Below are 20798 nucleotides of genomic sequence, written 5' to 3'. Positions count from 1 at the left end.
GCGCTCCGCTCAGCCCACCGCGAAGTAGTCGTGCGAGGCTGCGACCAGGACGTTGCTGGCGCCGAAGCCGACGATGTCGGCCCGCCCGTCCCCGGTCACGTCCCCCAGCACCCGCCGGTAGCTGTCGTCGCTGCTCCAGCCGCCCGCCGTCGCGCCGAAATCGCCCAGCTCGAAGGTCGGCGCCGCGAAGTTGCCGCCCCCGGTGGCCAGGGACACGTACACCCCGGCATCGCCGAAGCCCACGATGTCGGCCTTGCCGTCCCCGTTCACGTCCGCGAGGTGGCGCGGGTAGCGGTCCTGCGAGGACCAGCCGCCGCCGCTGCCCTCCCCGAAATTCGACACCGCGAGGGTCTCCGGCCCGAAGGTGCCGTCGCCGTTGCCCAGCGCCACGTAGGTGCCCGCCTCGCCGAAGCCCACGATGTCGGCCTTGCCGTCGCCGTTCACGTCGCCGAGCTCGCGGTGGTAGGTGGTGTCGCTCGTCCAGCCGCCCCCGCTCGGCGTGAAGGTCGAGGGCGTGAAGGTCGGGGCCGCGAAGTTGCCGCCGCCGGTGGCCAGGGAGACGTAGACGCCGTTCTCGCCGAAGCCGACGATGTCGGCCTTGCCGTCGCCGTTCACGTCCACGAGGTGGCGCGGGTAGCGGTCCTGGGACGTCCAGCCGTTGCTGGCGCCGAAATTGGCGACCGCGAAGGTCTCGGCCCCGAAGGTGCCGTCGCCGTTGCCGAGCGCGACGTAGACGCCGGCATTGCCGAAGCCGACGATGTCGGCCTTGCCGTCGCCGTTCACGTCGGCGACCTCGCGGTGGTAGATGGTGTCGCTGGTCCAGCCGCCGCCGCTCGGGGTGAAGGTGGAGGGGGTGTAGGTCGGGGTGGCGAAATTGCCGCCGCCGGTGGCGAGCGCCACGTAGATTCCGGTCTCGCCGAAGGCGACGATGTCCTTCTGCCCGTCACCGTTCACATCGGCGAGGACGCGGGGGTAGCGGTCCTCGGTGGTCCAGCCGCCGTTGTTCTGCGTCAGGGCGGCAAGGCCCGCGTGGGGCGACTCGAACCGGCTCGTCGTGCCGGTGTCGCTGACTTCGAGACGGTAGGTTCCGGTCCGCGTCGAGAAGCCCCGCGCGCCGAGGTAGTAGGTGCCGCTGGAATTGGCGTGCACGGCGAGCTGCGACTCGAGCCCGAAGCCGCCGTCGTCGTTCGATGTCAGCGTCGCGCCTGCGCTGTTGTAGAGGGTGAGGACCGGGTCGCTCAGGGTCCCGGCGCCGGTCGGGCTGCCCCGGAGGTTGATGACGTAGTTGTGGCCGGCGACGAGCTGCGTCCGGAACCAGTCCTCGTCGCCCGCAACCTCGATACTCCCGTTCGCGCTGCCGCCGACCGCAACGGAGCCGGTGGTCAGGGGCGTGTTGTCGTAGTCGTCCGTGGTCACCGACGCCGTGTAGGTGCCGGTGTTGCTACCGAAGGCGCCAGCGTCGAGGTAGTAGGTCCCGGACGAGGTCGGGGTGTAGAACAGCCTCGCGTTCAGGCCGACCCCCGAATCGTCGTCGCTGGCGATCAGGTTGCTGGCGCCGTCGTAGAGGCTGAGGGTGGGATCCGGGTTGGTCCCGCCCCCATCGGCAGAGCCCCGCACGTCGAACCGGTAATGCGTGCCGGCCGCCAGCGTCACGCGGAACCAGTCGTGGTCGCCGCCCGGCGAAATCGTGCCGGTCGACGAACCGTTCACGGCGATCACGCCCGTGGTGGTGTGGTTCTGGACGTAGTCGTCGACCCGGTTGAAGCCGATGACGTCCATCTCCCGCAGGTCGGCCGTGGTCAGCGAGTGCAGGGTGCTGCCGCTGTAGAATTCGTTGAACGGATCGTCGCTGCCCTGCACGCCGGAATTCAGATAGTCGCTGTAGTCGGACGTTTGCCCGAAGTCGAACAGGCGCGTCGCACCGTTGTCGATCGAGAAATACGAGGGCGACGCGCTGCTGCTTCCCTCCGTCCACTGGAAGTTGCCGGCCGAGCCGAAGCGGAACCAGTCGGCGATGACCGGAAGGCCGCCCGGCGTGTAGTGCATCGTCAGGCGCCCGATCGCGTGGGTGATCTCGTGCAGCGCGACCGGGATGATGTTGCTGAGGCTGATCCCCGTTCCGAAAGCCACGGAGCCGTCGATGGTCGAGTTGTTGGCGAGTTGGCCGAGCGCCCTGAGTTCCCCGTTCGGGACGTAGAAGTTGTTCGCGCCGCCGGGGAAGGACGAGCTGTTGTTCGGCAGGGCGTTGTACGAGCTGAAATCGTCGGCGGTGGTGCGGTCGTTGACGAGCCAGCCCGTCACGGTCGTGTAGTTCCCGGTCGTCCCGGCGTCGCTGTTGGCGTAGGCGCCGCCCGATCCGGTCAGGCTGTTGTCGATGACGTTGCGGAATGAGCCGTAGCCGTAGCGGAGGTTGATGGTGACCGGGTCGCTGAAATTCTGCTCGATGATGTCGGCCGCCTGGCGGACGGCCGCGGCCCACCCGGCCGGCGCGTTGACGTTGTTGTCGTCCGCGATGAGGTTGATGTGCAGCCCGGCCGAGGTCGACGGATTGGTTGCGGTGCCGTCATCCTTGGGGCCATCTGCGAACAGGCCCGGGTCGCTCGCCGCGATGGGCTGATCGGGCTTGTCGGGCCCCGTGGCGTCATCCTGCGGCGCGTCGCCGGTGATCAGGGCGGCCGCCGCGTCGGGCGAGAGCGTCGCCGCTTCGGCCGACTGCTGCGGCACCGGGAACACGTCCTGCTGCGCCGCGGAAGCGGCCCCACTGTCGGACTCGGTCCCGGCATCCTGCGCCGCCGTGGGATTGGAGGCGGCGGGCGCCAGGATGGCGGCGACGTCGGCTCCACCGGCGGAGGCGGCCGCGCCGTCGCCGCTGGCCTTGGTCGTCCCAGCCACCGGGGGGGCGGAGGTGACCGGCGCGGCCTCGACGGGAAGCAGCGACGGGGCGACCGGGTCGCCGGCGGCGGCCGGGCCGACGGACGCGCCGAAGCTCGGCGGCTGGGCCGGGTCGGCGGGCGCGACCTCCGGGTGACCGGCCTCGGGCGCGGCAACTCCCGGGGCCCCGGCGATGGCGGGCGCGGTGTCCGGTCCGGGCGCTGCCGCCTTGGCGGAGAGCGCGGGTAGCGGCGCCTGCTCGGGCGCCTTGCCGGATCCGAAGGCGGTGTCCGCCGGCTCGTAGGGCAGCGGCGGGAGCAGTGCCCAGTCGGTCAGGTCCTGGCCCGGCGCGAGTCCGTCGGGTCCGAGGGCTGCGAGCGCGTCGTCGTCGGTGTTGGTCTTGTTGCTCACCAACCCTGCGTAGAGACCGAGAATGCGTCGATCGATGTTGCCCACGTCGATACTCCCCTGCAACTGATAGTTGAGGCATGCATGGCGACGACACTGGAGTGCCGCGGCCGGGATTGTGTCCAGACGTTGGGGATCGGAGTTTTTATCAACTCGGAGCAAGTCGTATGGCGTCGCTCTCGAGCCGTTCTTCGCAAGCCTGTCTCATCTGCGGGCGGTCTGAGCCTGCAGGTGTCGCCAACAACTTACAGATGATGCTGTAAGCTCTCCGATTGTGACCTCACCGATATGGCACATTAAGCCATCATTAAACACTCTGCAAGCTTTTGGGCGCGAAGTGGGCAGAGTTGTGCACTACGCAGGCGGTCTCGGCCCTGTGAATGCCGCGGACTGACAGGCGGGATGGCTGACGTATGTTAGTATCTTGAAATTTGGACTTCCAAACGTCGGATTAAGGAGTTCGGAAGCTGGTCGAGTTATTGGACCCGGGCTGCGCCCCAAGCGTATCGTATTCGACGCCGCTGGCCGCCGAAAAGATGGACGTCTCACGATGAATGAGGCTGATGTGTTGCTGTGATGGATCGAATACGCCGCGATTTGGGAACCGTGAGCCGTATTTGATTTGAGTGATTTGATAACGCAACTACTTGTATCAGTCATAAATTTCAAAAATAATCAATCATTTGACCGCATGAAAAGATCAGTTCAAGTCGGTTTTGATCTCAGCAGAAATAAAAAACAGTCAGAGATCCGTAATCACTCTAGGATTTGTGGATCAGAAACCGACAGAGATCTCGCATTGGTCTCTCGATGATCTGGGCCGGGCGAAGCCGTTGGCCGCCCGGACAGCCGCATCGCGCGGCCCAACGATGCGACATGGGCGCGCCGAGCGCATTCCACGGTGTGCGCCATCACACGGCCTGGGGTCGGCGTTGAACGGGCGCGTCCCGGCCGGCGGGATCCGCGACGCAGCGCCGAGAGGTGGTGCGGACGGCGGGACTCGAACCCGCACGGCCTTGCGGCCGCAAGATTTTAAGTCTCGTGCGTCTACCGGTTCCGCCACGTCCGCGCCCGTCCGGGTTACTCCGGCGGCGGGGCGCAGATCAAGCGCCGGATGGCGTCCAACCGTAGAGCCACGCGTAGCGCTCCGTCATCCGGGCGGGGCCGAGGCGCCGCATCACCGCGTCGCGCGCCGCGGCCACGAGCCCGCCCGCGTGGTAGACGCGCCCGTTGCGCCGCGCCGCGTCCTGTACCGCCCGGGCCCGGGGTCGGCGGGCGGCCGCGTAGGCCGCCAGCGCCTCCGGGACCGGGGCCGCCCCGAGGGCGGCGGCGAGCACCGCCGCGTCCTCGATCGCCAGCGCCGCCCCCTGCGCCAGGAAGGGCAGCACCGGATGGGCCGCATCGCCGAGCAGCGCGAGGCGCCCCCCGGCCAGGCGCCTTGCCGCCGGCCGGTCCGCCAGCGTCCACAGCAGCCACGTCTCCGGGCGGGCGAGGAGGCCGGCGAGCGGTTCGGCGGCGTCCGCGAAGGCCGCCCGCAGCCGGGCCGGGTCGCCGGGCAGCCCCCAATCCGCCTCGTCCCGGGCGTCGGGCAGCACCGCCACGAGGTTGATCAGGTCGCCGCCGGCGATCGGGTAGTGGACCACGTGGCGGCCGCGCCCGAGCCAGAGGCCGGTCTCGTCGCCCCGCAGGGCCTCCGGCGCCAGGGCGCGCGGCAGCGTCGCGCGCCACGCCGCCACGCCGGCCGGCCTGAGGGGGCGGCGGTCCAGCCGCGCGCGCAGGGTCGAGCGGATGCCGTCGGCCGCGACGACGAGGTCGGCGTCCAGGGTCTCGGCCCGGCCGCCCGCACTCTCCACCGTGAGGCGCGCGCCGGCCCCCTCCTCCGCGCAGGCGATCGCCCGGCGGCCCATGAGGAGCCGGATCCCCGGGCGCCCGCGCACGGCGTCGAGCAGGATGGTCTGCAGGTCGGCCCGGTGGATCACCCAGTAGGGCGCGCCGAAGCGCTCGCGCATCGCGGGCCCGAGGGCCACCTCGCCGAGATCCCGGCCGCTCGCCAGCCCCCGGATGCGCACCCGCGGCGGTTCCGTGGCCGCCCGGCGCAGGGCCGGGCCGAGCCCGAGATCGGTGAGGATCCGGCTCGCGTTGGGGGAGAGCTGGAGCCCCGCCCCGACCTCGCTGAAGGCGGTCCGCCGCTCGACGAGCGTCACCGCGTGGCCGCGCGCCGCCAGGGCGAGCGCCGCCGTCAGGCCGCCGATCCCCGCCCCGGCGACCGCGACCGCGAGCCCCGGCCGGTCCGGGACGGGCCTATTCGGCGGCAAGGCGGGCGCGGTCGTCCCAGACGCTGGCGGCCGGGTCGGCGGTGCCCGGCTTCAGGTCCGGGCGATAGCGGTACAGCGTCGAGCAGTACTGGCAGATGATCTCGCTCTCCGCGCCCATGTCGAGGAACACGTGCGGGTGGTCGAAGGGCGGCAGCGCCCCGATGCACATGAACTCCTTCGACCCGACGTGGATGACGCGCGCGCCGTCCTGGTTGTGGAAGTGGGGTACGGCCTTGTCTGCCATCGCGGGGATCCTGCCTGGAGCCTGGCTTCTCGGGCCACCCTCTAGCCGCTCCCGCCGGGGGCGCCTAGAGGCCATAACAGCCTCTAGCGCCTTGCTGACGCGCCGAGAGCCCTGCCCCGCTGCCGTCACGATCGCCTGCGAGGGCTGCGCCCCCGCAACGCGTCGAGGATTCCATGACGACCCGCGTGACGACCTGGCTCACCCGCGTGCTGCTCGCCGCGGCGCTCGCGACGCCCCAGGCGGCCTCCGCCCAGAGCAGCACGGCGATCGGGGCCGGCGCCGGCGTGGTGGCCGGCGCCGTGGTGGCCGGGCCGATCGGCGCCGTGGTCGGCGGGCTCGTCGGCGCGGCCTGGGGCGAGACCGCGCGGGCGCGGTCCCGCCACGTCCGGCACCGGGCGCCCCGCCGGGTCGCGTCCCGCCGCGCCGCCTCCGCGCACGGGACGGCCCCTCCCCGCGAGGCGCCGGCCGCCCGCATCGCGGAGCGCGCCGCGCCGGCCGCCTCCACCCGCTGGGTCGATCCGCACTGACGGTGGGACAGGGCACGCTCGCGCGCGGCGCGCTTGGCTTCCGCCTCGGAAGCGCCTACATCGACCTCACGCCCGCAAGTCCACGTGCCGAGCAAGCCGGATCCGGTTCCATGAGTCGCGACGAGCAGAGGACGGCCGAGAGCGGCCGTCGGCAGGAACCGCCGATCCACGGTCCCGAGGCCTTCGCGGCCATGCGCAAGGCCGGCCGGCTCACCGCCGAGGCGCTCGACCTGCTGATGGAGGCGGTGGCGCCCGGCGTCACCACCGAGGCCCTGGACAAGCTCGCCTACACCTTCGCGATGGATCACGGCGCCTACCCGGCCTCGCTGTTCTACCGCGGCTACCCGAAATCGATCTGCACCTCGATCAACCACGTCGTCTGCCACGGCATCCCCAACGACAAGCCGCTGCGCGAGGGCGACATCGTCAACCTCGACATCTGCCTGATCGTCGACGGCTGGCACGGGGATTCGAGCCGCATGGCCTATGTGGGCGAGGTGCCCCGCCGCGCCGCCCGCCTGTGCGAGATCACCCACGAGGCGATGATGCGCGGCATCGCGGCGATCAAGCCGGGCGCCACCACGACCGATATCGGCGCGGCGATCCAGGCCTTCGCGGAGGCCGAGCGCTGCTCAGTGGTACGCGACTTCTGCGGCCACGGCCTCGGGCGCATCTACCACGACGCCCCGACCATTCTGCACTACGTCGAGCCGAGCTACAGCGTGGTGCTGCGGCCCGGCCAGTTCTTCACCGTCGAGCCGATGATCAATCTCGGCCGGCCGCAGGTGAAGGTGCTCTCCGACGGTTGGACCGCCGTCACCCGCGACCGCTCGCTCTCGGCCCAGTTCGAGCACACGGTGGCGGTGACGGAGACGGGGGTCGAGATCTTCACCCTGTCGCCGAAGGGCCTCGACCTCCCGCACCAGCCCGCCTGAGGGCGTCGCCGTGGGTGGCGGAGCGCCTCCGGAGCGGCCGGGCGCCCTCGCGGAGGCCGCGGTTCCGCCCCCCGCCGAGGCCGCGCCGCATTATCACGGCCACCGCGATCGCCTGCGCGCCCGGTTCGCGAGCGGCGACACGCTGCCGGACTACGAGTTCCTCGAACTCGTACTGTTCCGCTCCATCCCGCGCCGGGACGTGAAGCCGATCGCCAAGGCGCTGATCGCCCGCTTCGGCAGTTTCGCCGAGGTGATCAGCGCCCCGGCGGAGAGGCTGCTGGAGGTCGACGGCATCGGAGCCTCGGTCGTCCAGGACCTGAAGATCCTGGAGGCGGCCGGCCGGCGCCTCGCCCGCGGCGCCGTCGCGGACCGCCCGCTCCTCTCCTCCTGGAGCGCGGTGATCGATTACTGCCGGGCCGCCATGGCCTTCGCGCCCCGGGAGGAGTTCCGCATCCTCTTCCTCGACAAGCGCAACCGGCTGATCGCCGACGAGGTGCAGGGGCGCGGCACCGTCGACCACACGCCGGTCTACCCCCGCGAGGTGGTGCGGCGCGCCCTGGAGGTCTCGGCCACCGCCCTGATCCTGGTCCACAACCACCCGTCGGGCGATCCCAGCCCCTCCCAGGCCGACATCAAGATGACCCGGGACATCGTCGCGGCGGCCGGCCCCCTCGGGATCGTCGTCCACGACCACATCATCGTCGGGCGCGACGGCCACGCGAGCTTCAAGGGACTGAAGCTGATCTGAGCCCCTCGCCCCCGCCCGCGGGGAGGTCCGGCGGGCCGGCGAATCCGATCTGCCTGCGGATTGTGCAGTTTCGGTGCCGCCTTCAGCGCCCGAGGCGCCGCGTTCCCGCACGTGTCGCAAGAACCCCCGGCGGTCTCAGCGCATTTCCTTTGCCTTGGCCCCCGTCTTGCGTCTAGCTTTCGGGCCAAAGAGAGGGACGCCCATGCCGCTCAGCGCGTTCGACGAGATGAACGGTCTTCCCGGGAGCGCGCACGACCAGGCTTCGGTCCGCAATGCCTACGCGGCGCTGAAGACTTGGCTCGATTCGACGCCGCCCGAACACTTCAACACCCGGCGCAGCCAGGCCGAGCTGTTCTTTCGGCGCATCGGGATTACCTTTGCCGTCTACGGGGACAACGAATCGACCGAGCGGCTGATCCCGTTCGACATCATTCCCCGCGTCCTCACCAAGCCCGAATGGGGGTTCCTGGAGCGGGGCCTCAAGCAGCGGGTCACCGCGCTCAACGCCTTCCTGGCCGACATTTACGGGCCGCAGGAATGCATCAGGGCCGGGGTGATCCCGGGCGACCTCGTCTACCGCAACCCGCATTACCGGCTGGAGATGCGGGATTTCGAGGTGCCGCACGGCAAGTACGTCCACATCGCCGGCATCGACATCGTGCGCACCGGCGAGGACCAGTTCTTCGTGCTGGAGGACAACGCCCGCACCCCGTCCGGCGTCTCCTACATGCTGGAGAACCGGGAGGTGATGCTGCGGCTCTTCCCGGAACTGTTCTCCAAGCACCGGGTCTCGCCGGTGGAGGCCTATCCGGACGCGCTGCTCGCGACCCTGCGCAGCCTCGCGCCGATGCGGGCCGCCCGCGACCCGACGGTGGTGCTGCTCACCCCCGGCCGCTTCAACTCGGCCTTCTACGAGCACTCCTTCCTGGCCGACAAGCTCGGCGTCGAACTGGTCGAGGCCTCCGACCTCTTCACCAAGGACGACGTGGTCTACATGCGGACCACCGAGGGGCCGCGGCGGGTGGACGTGATCTACCGGCGCATCGACGACGACTTCCTCGACCCGCTGGTCTTCCGGCCGGATTCGGTCCTCGGCGTGCCGGGGCTGATGAGCGCCTATCAGAGCGGGAACGTGACGCTGGCCAACGCGGTCGGCACCGGCATCGCCGACGACAAGGCGGTCTACAGCTACATGCCGGAGATCGTGCGCTTCTTCACCGGCGAGGAGCCGATCCTGCACAACGTGCCGACCTGGCGCTGCCGGGAGAAGGACGCGCTGGCCCACGTGCTGGCCAATCTCGGCGACCTCGTCGTCAAGGAGGTCAACGGCTCGGGGGGCTACGGCATGCTGGTGGGGCCGCACGCGACGAAGCGCGAGATCGAGGAGTTCGGCCGCAAGCTGCGCCACGCGCCCGACGGCTTCATCGCTCAGCCGACCCTGGCGCTGTCCACCTGCCCGACCTTCGTGGCCTCGGGGGTGGCGCCGCGCCACGTGGACCTCAGGCCCTTCGTGCTCGCGGGGGCCGATGAGATCCGCATCGTGCCGGGCGGCCTCACCCGGGTCGCCCTGAAGGAGGGCTCGCTGGTGGTGAATTCGAGCCAGGGCGGGGGCACGAAGGACACCTGGGTGCTCGATGCGTGACGGGGCGTCCCGTCAAGCCTATGACCCTCTCCTCTCCTGAAGCGCCGCGCTCCCCATGCTCTCCCGCACCGCCGACAACCTCTACTGGCTCTCCCGCTACACCGAGCGGGCGGATTTCATCGCCCGCATCCTCGACGCGGCGCTCCGGCTCACCGCGCTCCCGGCGAGCTACGGCGGCGGCGAGAGCAACGAGTGGGACTCGGCCCTCGCGTCGGCGGGCAGCGCCGAGGTGTTCAAGCCGCTCTACGACAGCGTCAACGAGCACACGGTGCGGGACTTTCTCGCCTTCAGCCCGCACAACCCCTCGTCGATCCGCTCCTGCCTGCAAGTCGCCCGCGAGAACGCCCGGGCGGTGCGCACGGCGCTCACCGTCGAGATGTGGGAATCGATCAACGAGGCGTGGCTGACGATGCGCTCCTACGAGGGGCGCGACCTCAGCCGGGAGGAATTCGCGCGCTTCCTCGACTGGGTGAAGGGCGTGTCGCTGGCCTTCGACGGCTCGGCCTACCGCACCATGCTGCGCAACGACGCCTACTGGTTCACCCGGCTCGGCGTCGCCATCGAGCGGGCGGACAACACCGCCCGCATCCTCGACGTGAAGTACCACGTGCTGCTCCCGGAGACCGAGCGGGTCGGGGGCACCCTCGACTACTTCCAGTGGACCACGATCCTGCGCGAGGTCTCGGCGCTCACGGCCTATCACTGGGTCTACCGGGAGAGCATCAAGCCCTGGCTGGTGGCGGACCTGCTGATCCTCAACCGGCAGATGCCGCGCTCGCTCGCCAATTGCTACGAGATGCTGGTGCGCCACCTCGATCTGGTGGCGGACGCTTATGGCCGGCGCGGGCCGAGCCAGCGGCTCGCCAGCACCATGCGGGCGAAGCTCGACGGCGCCACCGTCGAGAGCGTCTTCGCGGGCGGCCTGCACGAGTTCATCCAGGGCTTCATCCAGGACAACAACCGCCTCGGCGCGGCCATCGCCGAGCAGTACCTCGTCTGACGGATCCGCGGCGCGGGTTCCCGCCCGCGCCCCTTCCCCGGATCTCCACGCCTTCCCATGGGACACCATGCGCATCCGCGTCGTTCACGAGACGGCCTACGAGTACGACTCGCCGGCCCGCGGCCTGATCCAGATGCTGCGGCTCACCCCCCGCGGCCATGACGGCCAGCACGTCCGCTCCTGGCGGATCGAGCCGACCGCGGACGGGCGGCTCGGCCGCCGGGAGGACGGGTTCGGCAACGTCGTGCACGTCTTCAGCGCCGACGGCCCCGAGGAGGCCCTGGTGCTGCGGGTGACCGGCGAGGTCGAGACCAGCGAGACCCACGGGGTCATCCGCGGCGCCGTCGAGCGTCTGCCGGATCCGTTCTACCTGCGGGAATCGCGCTTCGCCGTCGCCGACGCGGCGATCCGCGCCTTCGCGGAGGACGCCGTGGGGCGCGAGACCGACACCCTGGCCCGGCTCCACGCCCTGGTGGACGGGATCCACCGCGAGGTCGCCTACGCGCCGGGCGGCCCAACGCACTCGAACAGCACCGCCGCCGAGGCCTTCGCCCTGCGCAAGGGCGTGGGCCAGGACCTCGCCCACGTCTTCATCGCGGCGGCGCGTCACCTGGAGATCCCGGTCCGCTACGTCTCCGGCTACTACTACCGGGAGGGCACCCCCGCGCAGGAGGCGGGTCACGCCTGGGTCGAGGCGCGGGTGCCCGACCTCGGCTGGGTGGGGTTCGATCCCTGCTTCGGCATCTCGGTCACGGAGGCGCATCTGCGGGTCGCGATCGGGCTCGACTACCTCGACGCCGCGCCGGTGCGGGGCAGCCGGATGGGCGGCGGCACCGAGACCCTGACGGTGCGGGTCGTGGTCGACGAGGCCCGGGCCCAGGCGCAGGCCCAGATGCAGTCGCAGCGCGCGTCCGACGGTCCATCGCAAGGACAGTCCCAGTCCTGACGGCCGCTTCCGTGGCGGAATTGCGACGGGCGCTCTTATTCCGCCGCGCCGCCGGTCGCGGACCTTGCCTTGGCGCGGCCCCGCCTCGACGGTGGGTGTCTCCGCCGCTCAGACGACGCCGATGACCGCCATTCCGTTCGACCTGCCGCTCGCGCATCTCTTCGCCATGTCGGCCTCCGTGATCGCGGGCGCCCTCGTGGCCGAGTCCGTGGAACCCGCCGGGCGGCGCTGGCTCGACCGGGTCCAGCGCTTCCTCGGTCTGCGCTGACCGGACCGGCCTCGCGCCGCGCGGGGCCGCGCCGCCCTTCATCTCTGGACCCGGTCCGACGCCTCTGAGAGGGTGGTGCGGATCTGCGCCGGCCGTCGCCGGGGGAGCGCTGAGCCATGACCTACTGCGTCGGGATCCTGGTCGAGGAGGGTCTCGTGATGATCGCCGACACCCGCACCAACGCGGGGCTCGACGACATCTCGACCTTCCGCAAGCTGCACCTGTTCAACGTCCCGGGCGAGCGGGTGATGGCGCTCGCCTCCGCCGGCAACCTGTCGGTGACGCAGTCGGTGGTGGCGCTCCTGACCGAGGGGGTTCCCAACCCGGATACCGGGACGCTCGAGACGATCCTGGAGGCTCCGACGATGTTCCAGGCCGCCCAGCTGATTGGCCGGGCGATCCGCCGCGTGCGGACCATCGAGCGCGAGGGGTTCGAGGCGGCGCAGCTGCGCTTCGAGGTGTCGTTCCTGTTCGGCGGCCAGATCGGCGACGGGCCGATGCGGCTCTACATGATCTACTCGGCCGGGAACTTCATGGCCTGCAGCCAGGACGCGCCCTTCCTGCAGATCGGCGAGCACAAATACGGCAAGCCGATCCTCGACCGGGCGGTGACCTTCAAGACCGACATCTACGACGCCCTGAAGGTCGGGCTGATCTCGATGGATTCGACCATGCGGTCGAACCTCGGGGTCGGGCTGCCGATCGACCTGGTGGTGATCCGCCGCAACACCTGCCGGATGGAGGTGATACATCGGATCGAGGCCGGCGAGCCGTATTTCCACGACCTGCGCGAGCGCTGGTCGGCGGCGCTGCGGGCGGCGCACCGGGCGATCCCGCGCCCGCCCTACGGGCCGCCGGGCGAGGGGTGAGGCGAGAATTTTAGAGCCAACCGCTGACCGAGGGGTTCGGAACGATTGCAGACGCGCTCGTCACTGATTGTAGGCGAAAATGATGCAAAGATAATTGGATTTGCCTGCATTTGACTCGTAAACTCACAAAAATCACAAGCCTATTATTCTAACCTGATAATATATTACTCGCAGATGAAATTAGGTTCTCAGTCGAACAGCATCTTCATTTTTGACTATTTTGACGCAACTGAATTTCCTGACACTTGCGTTGCGCGATTTTGTCGAAATTTCAATAAATATTCGACCTTTGTAAAAATTTGAATATAGATACTGAGATTGGCATTCGCGATTTTTATCTCCCTTTGTGCATGCCACGTACAAGACGCGTCATTTTTGGGATTTCTATAATCAACGCAAAGTACTGATGTGGCCCGATTTTTTTCTGGGCATCTTGATAAGTTTGCCTGTTTAGGTGCATCATTCAAAACGACGTATGAGATAATCAGGCATTTGCATAAGGGTCTCGTTTCGCCATGACTGCAACGAGTTTGCTACAGCAGAGTAGGTCGCCGAATAATATTGTAAGATCGGTATCAAGTGTCGCCTTTGCTATCGAAGGAGAAAATGCCTTTGATGGGGCTGTCGCTTTATCCGCTGAGTGGATGAGAGTTTTAAACCCAGCGATCCCCAGAGAGGCGAGTAACGGAGAGCCATTTGATGTGGGTGGCGGCGGTACTCAGCCGGCTCGCGCCGTATCGCTTAATTTTTCAGACGTGAAGATTTGGTCGTCGACAGTTGATGATCCGGACAAGTCGACTTTGGGTCGCACTTGGATAACTGAAATCACAGTCGCAAGTCGAAATGGCGAGGCTCATTTTGGCGCAAGACTTCTCAATATGACGCGAAATTCCGATGATCCTTTTGTCCCGAGTATACCTCGTATTGTAAGAAATATTGTAAATAGTATTATTTGCAAGGCAGATGGAGTTCTGCTTCGCAGTGAGCCTATTTACATCAATAATGACACCGATCTTGAATGGCTGGTCGCTTTAATTGAAAATCCTGCGAGAAAGTTGCCGGTAGTTGTCATGGGTGAGGCAATCAGCCGAGTCCCGGTCACTAATTTAAATACATTGGCCAGATCAGTATGTGGTGCGGCACATGTTGTTGGCGTTAGCAGCAGATTAAATGGTGAGTTTAGGAAATATACCGGGCGAGAGTTGGCCGTTTTTGATGGTGCGGTTCGCCTTTTTCGCACTAATCTACAATTTGATAAAGCTGACCCATACTCACATCCTTTGTGGCTTCCAACACCGGGCCGTACAGCTGCGTGGGGCAATGCTGCTATCACCTCTCATGTTCTTCTTCATAGCATTAACAAGGGAACTACCGATTATCCGCGTTTCGAGGCAGTCAGACAGGCGGTTGCTCAGAATGAGCTCAGCACACTACGTAGCAATAGTTCTGATGCCGAAATGGCCAGACTCTTCGAGGAGGAGAATTCTAGCTTACGTAAAGCGTTGGACGATCTTAGGAATGAGCATAATCAATGGTTGTCAGACGCTGAAGCCGATAGGATAGCCTTCGAGCGCCAGTTTTCTGAAATGAGGGCGGAAATCCATCGTTACAAATCTCAGATAAACACATTAAGAAACACGCTCGAAAATAGCGGTGCGACCATCAGTCGAGAGCCGTTAGACGATTTAGCTAATTTCAGAGAGTGGATGGAAGAAAATCTTAGTCCAAACATCTGGATTGCGCCAAAAGCAATCAAGGAAGTTGAGAGGCACGGAATATATAGAAATCCGCAAGAAATCGGAGACGCATTGTTTGCAATGGATGATTTCTATGTGTCAATGCGACGCAATTTTGATAGTGAATTACGATTGCAGCTGGAAGAAAAACTTAGGCTACTAGGTATAACAATCTCGGAATGCTTCTCTCAGAGCGGCGATATAAAAAGATATCCTGCTTATTCGGTCATTTACAACGGCGAAAAATTTTGGTGCGACCTGCATGTAAAACGAGGTGGTGGAACCGATCCAAGGAATATGTTTCGGATTTACTTTACGTGGTATGAGGATGAAGGTATTATCATTGTTGGCCATCTTCCAACGCATTTGGATAATAATCTGACTAATTAATATGTTATTCGCTTGTGCTGCGCCAATGATACAATTGCCCGCCGGATCCGCGCCGGAACGAAGTCGATATTTCACATTCCAAAATGATTGATCGGATTTCGGATTTCAATCCGGCACCGCGCAAATTCATTGTAGGGATCACATCTTCATCGGCGGCATTTATTGTAGCGGAATTTGTGTAAGTTTGATTTCATAGGATGAGTGAAGCGATGTGAAGAATAAGAATTCGATAATGCGCAAAGGCAATAATTTACATTCGGATTTACACAAATACTATTTTGATATCAAAATTCATTTAAAATGGCTGATCGCGAGCAGTTCTCCGACCGCCTCCCCCGGACTCGCCGCCCGCATCACGCCGCCCATAACGGCGATGCCGGACGCCCCAGCGTCGAGGCAGGCGCCCGCATTCGTCGCCGCGATGCCGCCGAGCGCCACCACCGGCAGCCCGATCCGCGCCGCCTCCGCAAGCGCCGCCAGCCCAAGCGCCGGGCCGTAGCCGGGCTTGCTCGCGGTGGCGAAGATCGGGCTCAGCGTCGCGTAGTCCGCGCCGGCCTCCCGCCCCGCCGCGACATCGGCCAGGGAATGCGCCGACACCCCGACCAGCGCCCGCGACCCGAGCCGCGCCCGCGCCGCGATCACCGCCTCCGCCCCCGCGACCTGCACGCCCGCCGCCCCGACCCGCGCCGCGAGCCCGACGTCTCGCCCGATCGTCAGCGCCCCGCCCGCGTCGCGGACATGCCACGCCAGATCCTCGGCCAGGGCCGCCCGCTCCGCCTCCGGCAGGTCGCGGTCGCGCAGCCAGATCCAGCGCGCGCCGGCCGCCAGCGCCGCCGCGACCCGGGCCGCGAGGGGCCGCTGCGACCCGTGCCGGTCGGTGACGAGGAGGAGCCGGGACGGCAGCGCGCTCACGAGCCGACCAGGCCGAGCTGCGGGCTCGACGGCTCGGCCCGGGCCCGCCGGGGAATGCGGCCGGCGCCGTGGGCGAGGCGGCCCGCCTCGACCGCGTGCCGCATGGCGCGGGCCATCCGGACGGGATCGTCCGCCTTCGCCACCGCCGTGTTGAGCAGCACCGCCGCGGCGCCGAGCTCCATGGCAATCACCGTGTCGGAGGCGGTGCCGATCCCTGCATCCACGATCACCGGCACCGGGGAGCGGCGGCAGATCAGTTCGAGGTTCGCCGGATTCGCGACCCCCATGCCCGACCCGATCAGCGAGCCCATCGGCATCACGGCGGCGGCGCCGAGATCGGCGAGGCGGGCACACACGACCGGGTCGTCGTTGCAGTAGGGCAGCACCACGAAGCCCGCATCGACGAGCTGGCGCGTCGCCTCGATGGTCTCGGCGGCGTCCGGGTACAAAGTCTCGCGGTCGCCGATGACCTCGACCTTGATCCAGTTGGTGCCCAGCGCCTCGCGGGCGAGCTCCGCCGTCATCACGGCGTCGCGGGCGGTCTCGCAGCCGGCGGTGTTCGGCAGGAAGCGGGTGCCCGCCAGGAGCGAGACCGTGTCGGAGCCGTGGCCGCGCAGGGACACGCGGCGGATCGACACCGTGGCGACCTCGGCGCCGCTCGCCCGCACCGCCTCGGCCATGATCGCCTGCGTCGGGTAGCCGGCGGTGCCGATCAGCAGGCGCGAGCGCAGGGGCGTGCCGGCGATGACCAGCGGGTCGTCGTCGCGCTCGAAGGGGGTGACGCTCATGGGGATACTCCTGTCACGCTGAAAGGGTCAGCCGCCCTGCATGGCCCGCACGATCTCGACGCGGTCGCCCTCGCTCAGGCGGGTCGTCCCCCAGTCGGGCCGGCGCACCACCGCGCCGTTCAGCGCGATGGCGAAGCCCTGCGGCCCGGCGAGGTCGAGGTCGGCGGTCTCCTCCCGCCAGAGGGCGTCGAGGGTGGCGGCCGCGCTCTCGCGGGGCTCGCCGTTGACGGTGAGCTTCATGGCAGGCTCCGGAGGTGCGCCGTCGGCGACGCGAAGCGGGCGGGGCCGAAGGGGGCGGCGACGGGCGGCAGCGCGCCCGTGGCGATCAGGCCGGCGATCGCGGCGGCCGTGACCGGTGCCAGCAGGTAGCCGTTGCGGTGGTGGCCCACCGCCAGGACGAGGCCCGGCAGCGCCTCGCCGAGGATCGGCGCGTCGTCGTCCGAGGTCGGGCGGAAGCCGGACCAGACATGCGCGACGCTCATCTCCTCGACGCTGGGCAGCGCCCGCCGGGCGCCCTCCAGCAGGGCGAAGAGCCCGCCCGCGGTGAGGCTCGGGTCGAAGCCGATCTCCTCGACGGTGGCGCCGACGATGAGGTGGCCGTCGCCCTTGGGCGCCATGTGGACCTGCTCGGTCCAGACCACGTGGTCGAGCCGGCCGCTGCGGCCCGTGACCTTCAGCGCGATGGATTGACCCTTGAGCGGGCGCACCGGCAGGGCGAGGTCCGGGGCGAGGCTGCCGCTGCCCGCCCAGGCCCCCGAGGCGAGGATCGTCGTTCCGGCCCGCAGAATCCCGGCCGGAGTCGCGACGCCGACGACGCGGCCCCCGGCCCGCTCCAGGCCCTCGACCGGGCAATCCTCGACGAGGCGCCCGCCGGCCGCGCGCAGGGCGCGGCGCAGGGCCGCCATCGTGCGGGCGGGATCGACCTGGTGGTCGGCGGGGCAGAACAGGCCGGCGGTGACGGTCGGGCGCAGGAACGGCTCGCGGGCGCGCACCTCCGGCCCGGAGAGCCAGGCCGCGTCGAGGCCGGACCGGCGCTGCAGGTCGTGGCGGAAGCGCAGGCGCTCGACCTCGTCGCGCCCCAGCGCCACCACGAGCGTGCCCTCGCGCCGGTAGTCGATGGAGAGGCCGGAGGCGGCCTCCAGCTCGTCGCGGAACGGGTGCCAGAGGCGCTGGCTCTCGAGACAGAGCGGCAGCAGCGCGTCGCCGCCCGGCTCGAGCTCGGCGGCGGCGGCCAGCATGCCGGTGGCCGCGAGGCTCGCCCCGTCCCCCGCCCGGCCCTTCTCCAGCACGGCGACGGCGAGGCCGGCCGCGGCGAGGCGCCAGCCGATCGACAGCCCGATCAGCCCGCCTCCCACCACCGCCACGTCCGCCCGTTCGGGCAGACGGTCGGTGGCGGGATCCTCCTCCGCGCCGCGGCGGCGGCCGATCGGGGATGGCGATGACATGCGTGAACCCTCGTCTCCACGGTCGCCCGTCGAGATTGGATCTGCGCCGCCGATCGAATGAAGCGCCCGGGTCCGCGGACCCCGTCCAATCCCTACGCCGGTATGAGCCGGATCAGGTTCGAAGGATTTCCGCGCTAACCGGCCGGGCGGCCGGTCCATCGGTGTCTCAGCCCCTTGTCGGGGATCTCCCTGGAACGGCCGGAATGTGGGCGCTCGCGGGGCGGGCGTCAACCGCCCCGTGCCGGCCGGTAGAGGGCGACCCTCTCCGGGAAGCCGTCGATCGCGTGGCATCCGACCGGCTCGGGGTCGCCCCACAGGAACTCCACGAAGGGCCGCGACATCAGCAGCGGCTCGCCGAGCTGCTTGTTCAGCTTGGCGAGCCGGCTCGCGAGGTTGACGTCGCGGCCGATCACCGTGAAGTCGAGCCGCGCCCCCGAGCCGACATTGCCGTAGGCGGCCTCGCCGTGGTGGAGCGCGATGCCGGCGGCAATCGGCGACGGGAAGCGCCCGGCGGCATTGGCCTCGTCGATCCGCCGCAACGCCGTCTGGGCGGCCGTGAGCGCGCTCTGCGCGGCGCCGCCGAGCCCGTCGCCGCTCTCGCGGAAGATCGCGAGCAGACCGTCGCCCATGTATTTCAGCACCTCGCCGCCCTCGCTCTCGATCGGCGGCACGAGGCAGTCGAAATAGGTGTTGAGGAGCTCGACGGAGGCCTCCGGCGTCAGCCCGGCGGTGAGCGCCGTGTAGCCGCGCATGTCCGCGAACAGGATCGCGGAGCGGATCCGCTCGACCTGGCCGCGCTGGATCGAGCCCGACAGGATCGCGTGGTGCGGCCCGTCGCCGACATAGATCCGCAGCACCTGGTCGAGGCGGGTGTTGAGGCCGCGCATCTCCATCACGGCCGACAGGGTCGGCACGATGAAGCGCAGAATGGCGAGGTTCTGCGCCGTGAACCCGCCCGGGGAGCGCGTCGCGAAGGTGACGCCGTTGTTGGTGCCGTTGGTGAAGACGATCGGGATCGCGACGTAGTGGCGGTAGCCGGCCGCCTTGAGCTCCGGGATGATGCTGAAGCGGTCGTCGGGCGTCTGGTCGAGGTCGAGGATCAGCCACTCGCCCGTGGCGTAGATATGCGCGAAGGGGCTCCGCGCGAGCGCGCGGTCGGTGGCCTCCCCGTGCGGGAACAGCCGGAACGACAGGCCGCCCTCCCGCGTCCAGAAGCGCCCGACGCCGGTATATTCCGAATGCAGCGCGTCGATGGCCGTGGTGGCGCGGTCGACCGGCACGCCGAGGTCGTTGAGGCGCAGCGCGAGGCCGGCGAGCAGGTCGCCCGATTCCGGCATGCGCGCGCCCTCGCTCAGCAGCCAGTCGCGCAGGGCCACGCAGGCCCGGAACAGGCCGATCGGGATGTCCGCGGCCTCGGACCCGTCCGCCTCGACCGTGGGCGGGGAAGTGGGTCGGTCGGTCGTGAGCAGGTCGGGCATGGCGCGGAGATGGGCTCCCGGAACGGCCAAGGCAAGACGCTCGGCGCGACGCGGTTGCGGTCCCGATGCGACCGGATCATTTGACCGAGCGGCAGGATTCGGGCTCCTGCTCGCCGTGCTGCCGCTGGCCCCGCCGGCCCGATCCGGGCGGCGGAACAACCGTTCAGACCCTCCCCAGCCTAAAGGATGGCGATCCGGGGGATATCAAAGGCTCGCTGGAATGCGCCTTGATCTCTGGAACGGCTATCGTCTCAACGAACGACGCGAATTCAGCTCGCGCGGCATCTCCTCTCCCGAGTGGGCTTGCGGATTCACACTTCGGGTGGTGCGCATGCCCTCTCCCCGCGTGCGGGGAGAGGGTCGAGCCCCCCTTTGGAGGGGGCGAGACGAGGCGGCGCAGCGACCGCGAAGCGATCGGCTCGAAGGTGAGCGACTGTCTGGCGTGTCAAGTCTGGGCGGCGAGTTGGGCGCGGACATCACGGGCCTTGGCGTTGAGGCGCACGAGCAGCTTGTGGGCGAGAGCGATGCGGATGACCTTTGGGGGCTTTCCGGCTTGGCGCAACCGTTGGTCGAAGGCGATGAAGTCGGGATCGAAGCGCCGCACGCAGCTGGTGACCACGAACAGGATGGCGCGCACGTCGGCCCGTCCGCCGCGCACGGGGCGTCGGCCGCTGCTCTGGCCGCTGTCGCGGGCGATGGGTGCCAAGCCGGCCAGCTTGGCGATGGCTTTGCCCGAGAGGGTGCCGATCTCCGGCAGGTCGGCCATCAGGCGGGCGATCGTGCGGTCGGCCACGCCCTTGATCGTGCGGAAGGTCGCATCGAGGGCAACCCAGAGCGGATCGGCCTTGAGCTGGGCGGTGATCGCCTCCTCCAACGCGGCGATCTGGCGGTTGATCAGCTCGACCATCTCGGCGACCGAGGTGCGCACCTGCGGCTCGGTGACGAGGCGGCCCTGGTTGGTCTGGACGGTGCGCGCCTCGACCAGTTGATGCAGGCGCGTGACCAGGGCGCTGAGCCGCTCCTGAGCCGGGCTGGCCGGCGGCCGGGGTTTGATCCGGCGCACCTCGGCGAAGCGCGCGATGACGCCGGCATCGATCTGGTCGGTCTTCTCGAGGATGCCCATGGCCTCGGCGAAGCGCCGCACCTGGCGGGGGTTGAGGAGGGCGCAGGGCAGGCCGTCCGCCCAGAGCAGGCGGAAGGGCTGCTGTTCGTAGCCGCCGGTGGCCTCCAGGGCGACGAGGGTGACGTGGTTGTCCCGGCAGAAGCGGGCGAGCGT

18 protein-coding genes and 1 tRNA gene are annotated in these 20798 nt (G+C 68.2%); 9 read left to right on the top strand and 10 right to left on the bottom strand.

Annotated features, from left to right (window positions below; translation table 11 throughout):
* Positions 1-9 precede the first annotated feature (9 nt).
* From ACW9J6_RS20220 to ACW9J6_RS20205, 4 genes are all read right to left on the bottom strand, one after another.
* Positions 10-3327, bottom strand: a complete 3318-nt coding sequence (locus ACW9J6_RS20220) for an NF038122 family metalloprotease (RefSeq protein ID WP_457118304.1) — start codon at positions 3325-3327, stop codon at positions 10-12.
* A gap of 934 nt (positions 3328-4261) precedes the next feature.
* Positions 4262-4348: transfer RNA gene (locus ACW9J6_RS20215), tRNA-Leu, on the bottom strand.
* A 34-nt stretch (positions 4349-4382) separates the two neighbouring features.
* On the bottom strand, positions 4383-5594 hold the full coding sequence (locus ACW9J6_RS20210) for an FAD-dependent monooxygenase (RefSeq protein WP_457118303.1): 1212 nt from the start codon (positions 5592-5594) through the stop codon (positions 4383-4385).
* Positions 5581-5838 (bottom strand): zinc-finger domain-containing protein, encoded by a 258-nt coding sequence (locus tag ACW9J6_RS20205; RefSeq protein ID WP_457118302.1) that lies wholly within the window; start codon positions 5836-5838, stop codon positions 5581-5583. Before ACW9J6_RS20205 ends, ACW9J6_RS20210 begins: the two co-directional genes overlap by 14 nt.
* Before the next feature lie 173 nt (positions 5839-6011).
* On the opposite strand from ACW9J6_RS20205, the gene ACW9J6_RS20200 reads away from it, so the two are divergent.
* From ACW9J6_RS20200 to ACW9J6_RS20160, 9 genes are all read left to right on the top strand, one after another.
* Positions 6012-6365 (top strand): DUF456 family protein, encoded by a 354-nt coding sequence (locus ACW9J6_RS20200; protein ID WP_457118301.1) that lies wholly within the window; start codon positions 6012-6014, stop codon positions 6363-6365.
* A gap of 110 nt (positions 6366-6475) precedes the next feature.
* Entirely contained in the window at positions 6476-7300 is an 825-nt protein-coding gene (gene map / locus ACW9J6_RS20195; protein ID WP_457118300.1) for a type I methionyl aminopeptidase, read from the top strand.
* Positions 7301-7310: 10 nt separating this feature from the next.
* Positions 7311-8048, top strand: a complete 738-nt coding sequence (gene radC, locus ACW9J6_RS20190; RefSeq protein ID WP_457118299.1) for a RadC family protein — start codon at positions 7311-7313, stop codon at positions 8046-8048.
* A gap of 202 nt (positions 8049-8250) precedes the next feature.
* A complete protein-coding gene (locus tag ACW9J6_RS20185; protein WP_457118298.1) occupies positions 8251-9690 on the top strand; it encodes a circularly permuted type 2 ATP-grasp protein in 1440 nt (479 codons plus the stop codon).
* Positions 9691-9745: 55 nt separating this feature from the next.
* On the top strand, positions 9746-10690 hold the full coding sequence (locus tag ACW9J6_RS20180; protein ID WP_457118297.1) for an alpha-E domain-containing protein: 945 nt from the start codon (positions 9746-9748) through the stop codon (positions 10688-10690).
* Positions 10691-10757: 67 nt separating this feature from the next.
* Positions 10758-11636 (top strand): transglutaminase family protein, encoded by an 879-nt coding sequence (locus ACW9J6_RS20175; RefSeq protein ID WP_457118296.1) that lies wholly within the window; start codon positions 10758-10760, stop codon positions 11634-11636.
* Between the two features lie 121 nt (positions 11637-11757).
* The gene (locus ACW9J6_RS20170; RefSeq protein ID WP_457118295.1) at positions 11758-11904 is read left to right on the top strand and encodes a hypothetical protein; all 147 of its coding nucleotides are present in this window, start codon (positions 11758-11760) and stop codon (positions 11902-11904) included.
* Positions 11905-12020: 116 nt separating this feature from the next.
* Entirely contained in the window at positions 12021-12773 is a 753-nt protein-coding gene (locus ACW9J6_RS20165; RefSeq protein ID WP_457118294.1) for a peptidase, read from the top strand.
* A 515-nt stretch (positions 12774-13288) separates the two neighbouring features.
* Positions 13289-14899, top strand: a complete 1611-nt coding sequence (locus ACW9J6_RS20160) for a hypothetical protein (RefSeq protein ID WP_457118293.1) — start codon at positions 13289-13291, stop codon at positions 14897-14899.
* 291 nt (positions 14900-15190) lie between these two features.
* Here the strand turns inward: ACW9J6_RS20160 and ACW9J6_RS20155 are convergent, their stop codons facing one another.
* From ACW9J6_RS20155 to ACW9J6_RS20130, 6 genes are all read right to left on the bottom strand, one after another.
* Complete coding sequence (locus tag ACW9J6_RS20155) at positions 15191-15811, bottom strand: thiamine phosphate synthase (protein ID WP_457118292.1); 621 nt, start codon at positions 15809-15811, stop codon at positions 15191-15193.
* Complete coding sequence (gene thiG / locus ACW9J6_RS20150; RefSeq protein WP_457118291.1) at positions 15808-16599, bottom strand: thiazole synthase; 792 nt, start codon at positions 16597-16599, stop codon at positions 15808-15810. Before thiG ends, ACW9J6_RS20155 begins: the two co-directional genes overlap by 4 nt.
* Before the next feature lie 27 nt (positions 16600-16626).
* Entirely contained in the window at positions 16627-16839 is a 213-nt protein-coding gene (gene thiS / locus ACW9J6_RS20145) for a sulfur carrier protein ThiS (protein ID WP_457118290.1), read from the bottom strand.
* Positions 16836-18044 (bottom strand): glycine oxidase ThiO, encoded by a 1209-nt coding sequence (thiO, locus tag ACW9J6_RS20140; protein WP_457118289.1) that lies wholly within the window; start codon positions 18042-18044, stop codon positions 16836-16838. The genes thiS and thiO overlap by 4 nt, the downstream gene beginning before the upstream one ends.
* A gap of 227 nt (positions 18045-18271) precedes the next feature.
* A complete protein-coding gene (locus ACW9J6_RS20135) occupies positions 18272-19522 on the bottom strand; it encodes an adenylate/guanylate cyclase domain-containing protein (protein WP_457118431.1) in 1251 nt (416 codons plus the stop codon).
* Positions 19523-19967: 445 nt separating this feature from the next.
* The coding region (locus ACW9J6_RS20130; RefSeq protein ID WP_457115101.1) for an IS110 family RNA-guided transposase at positions 19968-20798 on the bottom strand (831 nt) is incomplete at its 5' end.

Source organism: Methylobacterium sp. JK268 (assembly GCF_054052225.1).
The sequence above is the reverse complement of the archived record's forward strand: the minus strand, read 5'-3'. Positions and strand labels throughout refer to the sequence as shown.